Origin of the sequence: Lachnoanaerobaculum gingivalis (assembly GCF_003862475.1) — a bacterium.
GTDB lineage: Bacteria > Bacillota > Clostridia > Lachnospirales > Lachnospiraceae > Lachnoanaerobaculum > Lachnoanaerobaculum gingivalis.
Map to the genome: position 1 here is coordinate 482,799 of NZ_RRCO01000002.1, position 12,839 is coordinate 495,637.

Consider the following 12,839-nt stretch of genomic DNA (forward strand, 5'->3'; position numbering starts at 1 on the left):
TTTGTTCACTGTTACAACCACTCTTTGTGATAGTGAATATAAGCCTTTTTTACTGCTGTTACAAGTATCATGTATACCAATACACATGGTAAAAGGAATAAAAAGAATGATAAAGGCAATGATGAAAATCCCAGTACTTTTCCAAGCAGTGTAAACGGAATAATTGTAATAAAAATTATTCCGAAGAAATTCAGTAATGTAAGCTGTGTGGAGGCTCGACTTTGTATAAAAGGCAACTTCATTGTACGAATCATATGTATAACCAATGACTGACTCCACATAGACTCTACAAACCATCCTGCCTGAAACATTGCAACATAAGAGGCTCTTATCATATTAAGTTCATCACCGGTAAAATGACTTGCAAGATTATTATATGTTACTCCATGGCTTACAAAATGCGGACAGAAAACAAAATACATAAATGCAAATGTCGCAAAGTCAAAGATTGAGCTTGTAGGCCCTATCCATACCATGAATTTACCTATACTTGAAGCGTCCCATTTTTTCGGTAACTTAATAAATTCTTCATCAACATTATCCCATGGAATAGCACTGCAACATGAGTCATAAATCAAATTCAACAAAATAAGATGCATACTTTCCATAGGCAAGAAAGGCAAAAGTGCACTGGCACCCAAAACCGAGAACATATTTCCGAAGTTTGATGATGCCGTCATCTTAATGTACTTTATCATGTTTGCAAATGTCTTTCGTCCCTCTATGATTCCGGACTCTAAAACCATAAGATCCTTTTCAAGAAGTATAATATCTGCAGACTCCTTTGCCACATCCACAGCCGTATCCACAGAAATTCCGATATCAGCAGCCTTCATTGCCGCCGCGTCATTTATTCCGTCACCCATAAAGCCTACAGTATGTCCGATTTCTCTAAGTACCGATACCACTCTTGATTTCTGGCTTGGAGTAAGCTTGGCAAATACATCTGTTATCTCTGCCGTTTTCTTAAGTTCTTCATCGTCCATCTTTTCAATATCACTGCCAAGCAGCATGTTTCTTACCTCAAGACCGACCTGCTTACATATTGTTTTTGTAACTTTTTCATTATCACCTGTAAGGATTTTCGTTCTGACACCATGTTCTTTCAGTGCTTTTATGGCATTTGCGGCCGACTCCTTAGGCGGATCAAGAAATGCCAGATATCCCATAAGAATCATTTCAGATTCATCTTCAACATTACAACTTTGCTTTTTTATATCTTTTCTGGCAATTGCAAGCACTCTGAATCCTTTTTCATTAAGTATATCTGCTGTTTCCAGAATTCTTTGTCTGAAGTCATTTGTTATAGGCTGAACGTTTCCGTTGTATTCCACAAAAGAACATATAGAAAGCATTTCTTCAAATGCTCCCTTTGTAACCATTTTTATAGTACCTGCATTATTTTGTACTACTGTAGTTAATCTTCTTCTATTAAAGTCAAAAGGTATCTCATCGATTTTTTTATAGTTTTCCGATAAATCAAGAAGTTGTGAGTCTTTTTCCTCTTCTTCCTCAGTCTTTTGAATTATGGCAAGGTCCATAAGATTCTTATAACCTGTCTGAAAATAGCTGTTAAGATATCCGTATCTGAGTACTCTTGAATCCTCATCTCCCTTTATATTCAAATGATACTCAAGTACTACTCTGTCCTGAGTCAATGTTCCTGTTTTGTCTGTACACAGTATATCCATAGCTCCGAAGTTTTGTATAGAATTCAGATTCTTTACAATAGTCTTCTTTTTACTCATTGATACAGCACCTTTTGCAAGGCAACTTGTTACAATCATAGGAAGCATTTCAGGTGTCAATCCTACTGCAACCGATATGGCAAATAAAAATGCCGATATCCAATTTCCCTTTGTTACTCCGTTGATAACAAAGACTAAGGGTACCATTACAAGCATAAACCTGATAAGCACCCATGAAACAGCATTAACTCCCTTTGTAAAGTTTGTTTCCACAGACTCACCGGATATTGCCAAAGTCATTGATCCGAAAAGCGTATTGTCTCCTACCGCTATAACAACTGCAGTGGCACTTCCCGATATAACACTGCTTCCCATAAAAGCTATATTTGTATATTCTGTGATATTGTCCTTCTTTTCACAGACCGTGGCAAGCTTTTCTATAGGTTCGCTCTCACCGCTTAAGCTTGATTGACTGACAAAAAGGTCCTTTGCCTCTATTATCCTTACATCGGCAGGAATCATGTCTCCTGCCGAAAGATAAACTATATCACCTACTACAGCTTCATCCAAAGGAATTTCTATATGATTTTTATTCTTTCTTGTCACGGTACATGTAGTTTTAATCATAGCAAGCAGCTTCTCTGCGGCATCACCGCTTCTGCCCTCCTGAATAAACCTGAGTACACCTGACACAAATACCATTGTTAAAATAATAATTACGGTAATAGGGTTAAAATCCTTTTTTGTATTTCCGAACATATGCAGTATCGGAAATATAATATCCGTTACTGTAGATACAACAGCTAAACAAATAAGTACGACTGTAAAAGGATTTATAAAAGCTTCCTCAAGCTTTTTTGCAAGTGACTTTTTCTTTTCCTTTTTTACCTTATTTGCTCCATACTTCTCCCTGTTTTTTTGAACAGCTTCTTCACTTAGTCCTGTTAAATCCATACCAAGGTAGGATTTTATATCCTCAAGCGAGTTGGTTGCCATGTAATCTATATTTTTATTCATCTTACATCCCCGTGATACTCTCCGATATCCTGTCTCTAAGCATCAGTGCATCCACCGCCTGCTTAGGATCCTTATTTTCAAAAAGTACGGCATTTACCTCATCAACAATAGGCATACAGATATTGTATTTATCTGCCAAAGCCTTGGCGGCTTTGGCAGAATATACACCTTCCACCACCATTGCCACTTCTTTCATAGCTTCTTCCATAGTCATTCCCTGTCCCATGAGCATACCGGCTTTTCTGTTTCTGCTGTGCTTACTTGCACAGGTAACTATCAAATCACCGATACCCGAAAGACCGTAAAATGTCTCTATTCTTGCTCCCATAGCTGTACCGAGTCTGCTTATTTCAACAATTCCTCTGGTAATAAGAGCAGCCTTGGCATTGTCCCCATAGCCAAGTCCGTCTGAGATACCTGCCGCCAAAGCTATAACATTTTTTAGCGAACCGCCAAGCTCAATACCAAGCATATCTGTAGAAGTATATACTCTGAATACCGGACTCATAAATACCGACTGAATCAGCTCGGCAGTCTTTAAATCATTGGCTCCGGCTACACATGTAGTAGGCAGAAGTCTTACCACCTCTTCCGCATGACTCGGGCCTGAGAGTACCGCAACATTTGCATTCTTTATTTCATCCAAAATCTGCTCTGTAAGTATTTCAAGAGTATTTTCTTCAATACCCTTTGCAACATTTACAATAATTTGTCCTTCTTCATAAAACGGTGCCATTCTTTTTGCAGTACTTCTTGTAAAAATTGAAGGTACTGAAAGCACACAAATCTTGGAGCCTTCCATGGCAACTTCCAAATCCGTTTCAAATCTGATAGCTTCATCAAATACAACACCCGGAAGATTTTTATGTGTACGTTTTTCTCTAAGTTCCTTTATCTCGCTTTCAATTGCGGACCATACCTTTATACTATGCCCGTTATCAAATAGGAGTCTTGCAAGTGCCATACCCCAAGTACCTGAACCAATAACTGAAATATTCATTTTCACACCTTTTTCCCTATTTTATTCTCAGTACCGTTTAAAAGTCTCTTTATATTTGCCCTATGCATAAATATTGATAAAAATCCTATAATCACCACCAAAAGCCTAAACTCCATCGTTGAGCTTCCGTCTGTAAAACCATAATCAGTCTTTACGAACATATGTGACATACCGATAAAAATAATCATTACAACCATAGATGCAAGTGATACATATCTTGTTACAGCAACTATCAAGATAAATACAGCCAGACAAACAAAAGCAATTCTATAATCAAGAGCCATTATTATACCTGCTGTTGAAGCAACTCCCTTTCCGCCCTTAAATCCTAGATAGAACGGGAAGTTGTGACCAAGTACCACACCAAGCCCTATATAAAGCATATATACATAGCTGAGGCTTACATTATCCCTGAAAATAAATCTTACTACCAAACATGGTATCAAAGATTTACAAAAATCTCCTAAAAAAACTATAAGTCCTGCCTTTGGACCAAGTACTCTAAGAGTATTTGTTGCACCGGCATTTCCCGAACCGTAATTTCTTATATCCATCTTATTGAGTTTTCCGAATATATATCCGGTCTCTATATTTCCGATAGCATAACCTATTATTAAAAGAAGAATTCTAAGCATTATTTGGCATCCTCTCCTCTTTCTCTGATAATAAATCTTATAGATGTACCCTTAAATCCAAAGGCCTCTCTAATCTTATTCTCCAAATATCTTTGATATGAGAAATGCATAAGTTGTTTTATATTAACGAAAATAACAAATGTAGGAGGCTTTACCGCTACCTGTGTGGCATAGAATATCTTAAGTCTCTTACCCTTATCTGACGGCGGCTGCTGCATTACCGTAGCTTCTGAGATTATCTCATTTAAAACACCTGTCTGTATTCTGAGAGTCTGATTCTCTCTGACAATATCTATCATCTCAAAGAGCTTTTGAAGTCTCTGACCGCTTAATGCAGATATAAATACAAACTCCGCATACGGCATAAAAGAAAGTATTCTCTTTATATCATTTGTGTACTCATAAATAGTCTTATTATCCTTTTCAATAAGATCCCATTTATTTACAGCAACAATAATGCCCTTACCCTTGTCATGTGCAATACCTGCAATCTTTGCATCCTGTTCTGTAACACCCTCATTGGCATCAATGACAAGTATTACAACATCCGCTCTGTCTACAGCTGTTACGGTTCTGATTATAGAATATCTTTCAATATCCTCTTTTACCTTTGATTTTCTTCTAAGACCTGCAGTATCAATAAAAACATACTCCTGTTTATTATTTACAACCACAGTATCTATAGCATCTCTTGTAGTACCTGCAATATCAGATACAATAACTCTGTTTTGACCTGTAAGCCTGTTTATAATAGATGATTTACCTACATTTGGCTTTCCGACTATGGCAATTCTCGGTCTGTCATCATCCTCATCATCTTCAGTGTTCACATTCTTAAAATGTGCCGCTACAGCCTCAAGTAAATCACCTATTCCAAGTCTTGATGCGGCTGATACCGGTATAGGATCTCCTATTCCAAGATTATAAAACTCATATACATCATTTCCAAATTTAGCCATTGAGTCAACCTTATTTACGGCAAGTACAACCGGCTTTCTTGATTTTCTTAGCATATCACAAACTTTGGAATCAGAATCCACCAGTCCTTGACGTACATCAGTAATAAAGACTATAACATCAGCTGTCTCTATAGCTATCTCAGCCTGTTCTCTCATCTGTGAAAGTATAATATCGCTGCTGTCCGGCTCTATACCTCCTGTATCTATAAGTGTAAAATTCATATTTAGCCATGTACAATCGGCATATATTCTGTCTCTTGTCACTCCCGGGGTATCCTTTACTATCGAAATAGGCTCCCCTGCTATGGCGTTAAACAATGTAGACTTTCCTACATTCGGCCTGCCTATAATGGCAACTACAGGTTTACTCATTATTAACTCCTTTTTCATATGCCTTATAGGCATTTTCTTCTATATATTTATCAGAAATAATAGCATTTACCAGATCATAACCTGACTGACCTACAATAACTGTTTTGATATTCAGCTCTCTTTCAATATCACTTCTGGTCAAATCATCCAGTAATACCTCTTCTCCACTTCTAAACATATTTACCGACAATAATAATCTGTCACCAAGCTCCTTACCCCTTAGCTGATTTATTATATCAACTCCGGTCAAAAGCCCGGCTACAGTTATTCTTTCTCCAAAGAAATTATTTCTTATTGTATAGAAATTAATCTTCTTTGAAGGAAATCTTTCCTCAACCTTTTTTACAAGCTCCTTCATGGAATGTGCTGGCAAAATAGCTGTTGCAATACTTATAACTTCTTCTTTTCTAATATCCTCTTTATCTATTTGCAAGGTTTCTATCGCATCTTGTACTTCCTCACTCAGAAGTCTAAGCATTCCTACACCGTTTTCAAGCTGAATATATCCGTCATAGGTTTCTTCCTTTGGCATCTCTCTTTCTGCAATCAGATAAAACTCATCACTGGCCTGTGCAAAATGCATATTGCATTTTTCCATAGCCTTTCTTTGAATATCCTCTATTATCTCTATAGTTTCAATTGCTTTTGCTTTATTGACAAGCGTCAGCCTTGGCAAATCTTCTCTAAATTTTGTAATACCTACAGGTACCACAGATACACTCTCCATTGTAGGTGCGTATTTTAATAAATCATTTAATGTGCGCTTTAACTCTTCACCGTCATTATACCCCGGACACATAACCACCTGTCCGTTCATAGGTACATTTTTCTCATAAAGTTTATCTATATACTTAAGTGACTCTCCGGCAAAGCGATTGTGAAGCATCTTTTTTCTGAGTTCGGGATTTGTGGTATGTACAGATATATTGATAGGTGCCAGATTAAATCTTATTATTCTGTCAATATCCGCATCCTTCATATTTGTGAGTGTTACATAATTACCCTGTAAAAAAGAAAGCCTGGAATCATCATCTTTAAAATAAAGTGTCTCTCTCATTCCCTCCGGCATCTGGTCTATAAAGCAGAATATACAGTTGTTTGTGCAGGATTTATAATCACTCATAAGTCCCTCTTCAAACTCAAGTCCTATATCTTCATAGTCATTTTCAATATCCAGCTCCCACTCTTCACCGTTTGCCTTTTCAATCACCATGGTGAACTCTTCAGCATTTATATAATATCTGTAATCCAATACATCTTTTATTTCATTGCCGTCGATAGATATAAGCTTATCTCCAGGCTCTATTTCCAGTTCTTCAGCAATAGACCCTTTAGCAATGCTTTTTATTATATGAAAATTCATTTTACTCCATTCATTTGTAAATAGCAAATGACATCTACTACTATAACGGAAAAAGCCACGAGATACGAGCTCGTGGCTTTCTTATTGTAGCACTATCCGACTACATATCTTAACTTCATTTGCCTCTTTCAGTCTAACATATTAAATTTTAGATTTCAACATCTTATTTTTTCATTTTCTGTTATCTATAAGCCATAAATGATAAAGTCCTGGTATACCACAAATAAAAATGTCCCACTTATGGTAGAATAGTATTTTGTATATTCTAACACTAGGAGGGACTGACTTATCAGAAAGGTTATTTTATCAATGAATGAACAAAGAAAATATGAGGTTATTAAAGGGCTGGTAGATCACCCGGATACAGCTAATAAGGATAGAGATGCTCTTATCCTAGGATGCACCAAGAGGCATATAAACCGTATGATACAAGGTTATATTAAAGATGGTAAGGCATTCTTTATCCATGGTAACAGAGGTAAGAAGCCTGCCACCACTATACGTCCTGATGTCAGAAGTCAGGTTATTGATCTATACAGAACTAAATACTACAAGGCTAACTTTGAACACTATACGGAGCTTCTTAAAAAGCATGAGGGTATAAGCATCTCTTCTTCCTCTGTAATGAGTATTTTGGAGTCAGAGTACATTCTATCTCCAAAGGCTACAAAAGCTAAACGTAGACGCATTAAGCAGGCTCTCAGAGCCAAGAAGCAAGCTGCAACATCAAAAAAAGAATTATCACAGATACAGGCTAACTTAGTAGCAGTTGAAGATGCTCACAGTCGTCGTCCAAGATGTGCTTATTTCGGCGAATTGCTTCAAATGGATGCTACACCTTATGAATGGGTGCCCGGACAGATATGGCATCTACATTTGGCCATTGATGATGCCTCAGGTGTTGTTACGGGTGCATGGTTTGATACTCAAGAGACTCTTAACGGCTACTACCATGTGTTTGAACAGATTCTTACTGATTATGGTATTCCCTATAAGTTTCTTACTGATAAACGAACTGTATTTACCTACAAGAAAAAAGGTGCCTTATCTGACGACAAAGACACCTATACACAGTTCGCTTACGCCTGCAAGCAACTTGGTATACAACTTGAATCAAGCAGCATACCACAAGCTAAAGGACGCATAGAACGATTGAATCAAACCTTACAGTCACGCCTGCCTATTGAGTTTAGACTCGCAGGCGTAACCGACATCAATAATGCCAATGAATTCCTTTACCACTACATAAAAGAATTCAATGAGAAGTTCTCACTTCCATGTAATGGTATCAAATCTGTCTTTGAAAAGCAACCGTCTAAAGAAAAAATAAATCTTACTTTGGCGGTTTTAACCGAGAGAACTGTTGATGCCGGACATGCGATTCAATTCGAGAAGAAATTTTATAAGATGGTAGATAATAAAGGAATGCAGACCCATTACCGAAAAGGTACCAAGGTTATGCTTATCAAAGCATTTGATAGGTCTCTGTTTGCGTGCGTAAATGACAAAGATATTTACGCTCTGGAAGAAATACCGCCCCATGAGCATAAATCTAAGGACTTGGATGCTGATTACAAACAACCCGAGCCTAGAAAACCTTATATTCCACCAATGAACCATCCTTGGAGATTAGGTGCCTTTTATAAATTCGTACACTCACAGCCACACAGAATTGAAGAAGACATAAAAAGTGCATGATAAAAGCCCCTTTTATGGGGCTTATAAATTAATTTTTTTGGGACATAATCATTTATGCTTGACACATCTTATTTTTTCATTTTCTGTTATCCTATAACATCTATTACATCATTAAAGATTTTTGTTTCTAAACCTCATATGACAACAAATTTTCTATTCCCACAATTCTTTTTGTAAAATTGCCTCTTTCCATATTTCTTGGAAGTACAGTTTCACATTTCATTTGAAAGTTTTTATCTCCCTTTCTTTCAACCTTTATCATACTTACTTCAATACCCATAGCCTCAAGCTTATGAACTACTGTTTCTACATCTTCTTTTCTGTCTCCAATTGAAAACATTACCTTTGCTCTTAACGGATCTTTTAGTATTTCGAGTTTTCTATGGAATAAGCACTGCATAAGAAGTATAAGAATTGTACCTTCAAAACCCAGTACATACATTCTTGCACCTATAGCCATACCAATGCCTACTGTCATCCATATTCCGGCAGCTGTTGTCATACCTCGAACAAGCCCTTGTTTGCTGATGAAAATCAATCCTCCTCCAAGTATGCCTATGCCTGATATAATTCCTGCTGCAACTCTGGATATATCTACACTTGCACCTTCAATCGAGATAACATCTAAAAAACCGTATTTTGATACAATCATCATAAGCGCAGATGCTACGGATACTATGAAATGTGTTCTTACTCCGGCAGACTTCATTCTGCTCTGTCGTTCCACTCCTAAAGCTGTACCACAAAGTCCGGCACATATAAGCTGAAATAAAAAAATACTATCATTAATTACATATTTTTCCATTTAGCATCTCCTTATATTTATATACTATCGACACATTCAACTTTTTTGATGTTTCCCGTATATTGATCATATTCGATAATCTCTTTATAAGAATCTTGAATACAATCGCTGTTATTCCATAATAACTTAATCTGTCCGTTATCAGTGTCATTTTTTACGGTAATATTACCAATATACCTTTCATCACAATATACTTTTACACCGTCTTCCATACTATAAGGGGCAATTTTATAGGTATTTCCACCGGGAGAAGTAAGCTCCATACCTCCATCTTCTACCAGTCTAAAAGCAATTACATCCGCACCGTACATATCAACCATCTTGCACCATTCTAAAGTCTGATACTTTCTGCATACTCCACTTATGCCGTCAATATAAGTTACATTCGACTCCATCTTGCCTTCTTTATCAATGTATATATGAGGTGCCTGTGAGCCACAAAAATATGGCCATCTGAATATCAAATGCCAATGCGGTGGATAATCAGGGTGTAACTCATTACAAGTTTCAAATCCAAGAAGCAATATGTATCCGAGATTATTATCATGTAAATATTTTCCTATACCCATATGCCTTAAGACTTCTCTTGCCGCAAATGTATAGTGAACCGAAGCATCGATTTGAGTTTGCGGATATGTATCTTTATCATATTTTCCCGCACACCTTCCAATATCGTTCTCTTCAACTCTAAGAGTAATGCCGTCTTCTCTTAAAATACTATGTGCATATAATGTTCTAGTCGGACCAAGAAGTCCACTAATTTCAATTTGAAATATATATTCGTTATTACTGTGATCAAATGCTATATATTTGCCTTCACATAATATATACTTTATTTCATATTCTTCACTGTCTTCTACGTCTATAGAAATCAAGCAAGCATCCTTTAAGATAAAATGCTTTATATAAATTACAATTTCTCCATCTGTTTCATAATATAAACCGTTTTCTTTTGTAATCTCACATTCAAAATCTGCACTTATATTAATCTTCGGTATTCCAAATATACCTTTTTTACTTTTAATAAATCTTATTGCTGTATATCTATATTTACTTGATTTATAAGGAAAATCAGACATTTAAAGCCTCCCTCTGCATATTAAAGTTTTTTCTTTTTCAAATTTTCATAATCGGTCATAGCAGTTTCAAGTATTTCATCAATATCTAAATGCTCCATTATACCTTTTTTTATTGCCACACCTAGTAAATTCTGCAACTCTTTTAATCCAATATTATCTCCATCTACTATAGGATAGTAGTTGGTCTGAGCATTTTTAAAACATTTTTTTGCATAATCAAGCCATGGATAAGCATCATTTACTTCAGCATCATCATATGCCGTTTTTTTTGCAGACATACCGCCAAGTAATACAGTAGCTGTACCTATATCATCTCGACTAATCCATTTCAAAAAGTCTAAAGCAATATCCTTATTTTTTGAATATTTAGAAATACCAAGAACACTACCACCAAGCATAGGATTATCTCCGGGTACAATAGACCACCCTATTTTCCCTCTAATCTTTGAGTCGGGTCCGACAAATCCACTAACATGGTTTATCATATAAATACCCATTGCCGTATCACCTTCCGCAAACTCCTGAGCTGAATCTGTCCACCAATTGTGCTCTATTTTTGAGGAACAATTCCAAGAGTCTTTAGTTTCTCTTAATGCATCTCTTGCTGCCTCAGTATTTAAAAGAATATTTCCATTTTCATCAAATAATCTTTTTGAATGACTAAAATATCGCATCAAAAATTCAACACCGACAGTTCCGTGTTCTCCTGATGTAAAGCTACAACCATACTTAATCGGAGATTCATTGTTAAATTCATTTGTAAAAAAATACGCAATACGATTATACTCTTCAAAGGTCTTTGGAACCTCTAATGATTTCTTGTACATCTCATAATATAATCTTTTTAATCTTGTATCTTCAAACAAATCCTTTCTATAAAACAGTAATTGAATACTTGGTGTTCCCGGTAATGCATAAATATCACCATCAAGATAAGAATAATTTTTTAATGCATTAGGCAAAAAACCGTCTAAGCTGTTACCGATATTGGATTCTATATTTGTAAGTGGCTCAAATACCGATTTAGCTAAAACCGGAAACCAATCCTTATCCATACGAACTATATCATATGGAAGTTCCGCCCCTCGGTTTTTTACCAGTTTATACATACTTTCATAGTCTGATTCTGTTATTCGTATCTTTATTCCGGTATTAAATTCATACAAATTTACCACTGTCTTAAGTGCTCGTGTAGTAGGGCTTGCAATAGATAAAATATTCAATACATTTTCTTCATTTTTTGAATTTATTTTTGGCCAATCTGAAAATCCTTTTGATTCTATAATCAGTTCATTTCTATTTTCCCAGTTACGGTTTATTAGATATGAAGCGGCATCTATACCCATTTTTCTATAGTCTATTTCATATCTAATAATATCTCTTTCAGGAATAGTATATACAGGAGAAAGTGAAACGATATCTACCGGCCTATTTCTATAGAAGTTTTGATATACACTTTTTACTGTTTGAGCCAATGATATACTGTCAGTAACGACTGCATCAGGTTGCATATGAGTAAAAACTCTCACTACATTCTGATATTTGCACTGCTCAGTAGTAACTCTCTCATATACTTCTGAGATCTTATCTGATTTTACAATACTCTCTAAAAATGAATTACGAAAGTCCATTTTCCCTGAATATGTAAGAGGTCCTGTTAAAAGAGCGACTTTTTCATAATTGCCTTGCAATATTTTTTTTGCGATTTCTTTTCCGGCCTCTATATTATCATATCCGATAAACTTACAATTATATGGCTGTTTATTAGATATAAAAACAACATCTTCATTTGAAAATCCTGCTTCATAGTAAGCCTCACTTCCATCTGATATAGATGTAAAAACAGCTACTCCCTCCGTCATTCTGGATTTTATTTTCTGAATCTGCTTCCTCTCATAATCATCATCGTCATTTGTAATGTATAAATCTACTGTATATTCTTTTCTTTCCGCATAATCTTTAAAACTGGAAAAAAAATCTATGTATGTTTTATCATATAAATTTGGAACTACAACTGCTAAAATCTTTGCAGTACCCTTTCTGAGGTTTTGAGCCTTTTCATTTATAACATAGCCCATATCCTCAACTGCTTTCATTACTCTACGTATTTTATCACTGCTTACATTATCTTTCCCGTTTAAAACATTTGAAACGGTTGCCTGCGATACTTTTGCCACCTTGGCTATATCTTTTATAGTTGCCATTTTCTATACTCCAATCTGA

The 12,839-nt window shown here is 35.9% G+C and carries 9 protein-coding genes; 1 reads left to right on the forward strand and 8 read right to left on the reverse strand.

The features are described from left to right. Positions 1–11: 11 nt before the first annotated feature. The 5 genes from mgtA to EHV10_RS06485 are packed head-to-tail and all read right to left on the reverse strand — an operon-like array spanning position 12 to position 7,034. Positions 12–2,705 (reverse strand): magnesium-translocating P-type ATPase, encoded by a 2,694-nt coding sequence (gene mgtA / locus EHV10_RS06465; RefSeq protein ID WP_128673955.1) that lies wholly within the window; start codon positions 2,703–2,705, stop codon positions 12–14. A gap of 1 nt (position 2,706) precedes the next feature. Then, entirely contained in the window at positions 2,707–3,705 is a 999-nt protein-coding gene (locus EHV10_RS06470) for an NAD(P)H-dependent glycerol-3-phosphate dehydrogenase (RefSeq protein WP_128673956.1), read from the reverse strand. Between the two features lie 2 nt (positions 3,706–3,707). Then, a complete protein-coding gene (gene plsY / locus EHV10_RS06475; protein WP_128673957.1) occupies positions 3,708–4,340 on the reverse strand; it encodes a glycerol-3-phosphate 1-O-acyltransferase PlsY in 633 nt (210 codons plus the stop codon). Then, a complete protein-coding gene (gene der / locus EHV10_RS06480; RefSeq protein WP_128673958.1) occupies positions 4,340–5,671 on the reverse strand; it encodes a ribosome biogenesis GTPase Der in 1,332 nt (443 codons plus the stop codon). The genes plsY and der overlap by 1 nt, the downstream gene beginning before the upstream one ends. Then, complete coding sequence (locus EHV10_RS06485) at positions 5,664–7,034, reverse strand: DUF512 domain-containing protein (protein ID WP_128673959.1); 1,371 nt, start codon at positions 7,032–7,034, stop codon at positions 5,664–5,666. The genes der and EHV10_RS06485 overlap by 8 nt, the downstream gene beginning before the upstream one ends. 309 nt (positions 7,035–7,343) lie before the next feature. On the opposite strand from EHV10_RS06485, the gene EHV10_RS06490 reads away from it, so the two are divergent. Further along, a complete protein-coding gene (locus EHV10_RS06490) occupies positions 7,344–8,732 on the forward strand; it encodes an ISNCY family transposase (RefSeq protein ID WP_128673960.1) in 1,389 nt (462 codons plus the stop codon). 127 nt (positions 8,733–8,859) lie between these two features. On the opposite strand, the gene EHV10_RS06495 is transcribed toward EHV10_RS06490, so the two are convergent. The 3 genes from EHV10_RS06495 to EHV10_RS06505 are packed head-to-tail and all read right to left on the reverse strand — an operon-like array spanning position 8,860 to position 12,820. Then, positions 8,860–9,537, reverse strand: a complete 678-nt coding sequence (locus EHV10_RS06495) for an MgtC/SapB family protein (protein ID WP_128673961.1) — start codon at positions 9,535–9,537, stop codon at positions 8,860–8,862. 17 nt (positions 9,538–9,554) lie between these two features. Further along, positions 9,555–10,616 (reverse strand): hypothetical protein, encoded by a 1,062-nt coding sequence (locus tag EHV10_RS06500; RefSeq protein ID WP_128673962.1) that lies wholly within the window; start codon positions 10,614–10,616, stop codon positions 9,555–9,557. A 20-nt stretch (positions 10,617–10,636) separates the two neighbouring features. Then, the gene (locus EHV10_RS06505) at positions 10,637–12,820 is read right to left on the reverse strand and encodes an extracellular solute-binding protein (RefSeq protein ID WP_128673963.1); all 2,184 of its coding nucleotides are present in this window, start codon (positions 12,818–12,820) and stop codon (positions 10,637–10,639) included. Between the last annotated feature and the right edge of the window lie 19 nt (positions 12,821–12,839).

Excerpts from the sequence above, each read along its gene's own strand:
- mgtA (WP_128673955.1), bottom strand. The coding sequence starts at position 2,705 with ATGAATAAAAATATAGATTACATGGCAACCAACTCGCTTGAGGATATA.
- EHV10_RS06470 (WP_128673956.1), bottom strand. The coding sequence starts at position 3,705 with ATGAATATTTCAGTTATTGGTTCAGGTACTTGGGGTATGGCACTTGCA.
- plsY (WP_128673957.1), bottom strand. The coding sequence starts at position 4,340 with ATGCTTAGAATTCTTCTTTTAATAATAGGTTATGCTATCGGAAATATA.
- der (WP_128673958.1), bottom strand. The coding sequence starts at position 5,671 with ATGAGTAAACCTGTAGTTGCCATTATAGGCAGGCCGAATGTAGGAAAG.
- EHV10_RS06485 (WP_128673959.1), bottom strand. The coding sequence starts at position 7,034 with ATGAATTTTCATATAATAAAAAGCATTGCTAAAGGGTCTATTGCTGAA.
- EHV10_RS06490 (WP_128673960.1), top strand. The coding sequence starts at position 7,344 with ATGAATGAACAAAGAAAATATGAGGTTATTAAAGGGCTGGTAGATCAC.
- EHV10_RS06495 (WP_128673961.1), bottom strand. The coding sequence starts at position 9,537 with ATGGAAAAATATGTAATTAATGATAGTATTTTTTTATTTCAGCTTATA.
- EHV10_RS06500 (WP_128673962.1), bottom strand. The coding sequence starts at position 10,616 with ATGTCTGATTTTCCTTATAAATCAAGTAAATATAGATATACAGCAATA.
- EHV10_RS06505 (WP_128673963.1), bottom strand. The coding sequence starts at position 12,820 with ATGGCAACTATAAAAGATATAGCCAAGGTGGCAAAAGTATCGCAGGCA.